The sequence below is a fragment of the Nosocomiicoccus ampullae genome (assembly GCF_001696685.1).
GTDB classification, from domain to species: Bacteria; Bacillota; Bacilli; order Staphylococcales; family Salinicoccaceae; genus Nosocomiicoccus; species Nosocomiicoccus ampullae_A.
In genome coordinates this window covers 5,253-5,708 of sequence record NZ_MBFG01000016.1, presented here as the reverse complement: position 1 = coordinate 5,708, position 456 = coordinate 5,253, and the positions used below count along the sequence as shown (strand labels likewise).

At 37.9% G+C, this 456-nt stretch carries 1 protein-coding gene; it reads left to right on the top strand.

Annotation, left to right across the window (positions count from 1 at the left end; all coding sequences use genetic code 11):
* Positions 1 to 456: YPDG domain-containing protein (locus BBS29_RS08390; protein WP_218836848.1), on the top strand; the 456-nt coding region annotated here is incomplete at both ends.

The window sequence follows — 456 nt, the reverse complement described above, 5'->3', positions numbered from 1 at the left end:
GAAGTGACTTATCCAGATGGATCTAAAGATAATGTAGATGTAATAATCACAGTTGAAGAGCCAGAAGCTCCAACTCCGAAACAAAATGAAGAATACGAACCTGGATATGAAGATCAATTAGTAGTACCAGGTACACCAACGGAATCTACTCCAACAATCACAGATAAAGATGGTAAGGTAGTAGACGCACCAGAAGGTACTAAGTTTAAGATTGATGAAAACTTCACTGTACCAGAAGGTTACACAGTTGAAATTGATGAAACTACAGGTGTAATTACAGTAACAGCACCAGAAGAATTAGATGGGGATACTGTAGAAGAATTTGATGTTCCAGTTGTAGTGACGTATCCAGACGATTCAACTGATAAAACAAAAGCGAACTTCAAATTAGACACAGATGGTGACGGTACTCCAGATATCACAGATGAAGATGATGATAATGACGGAGTATCAGAT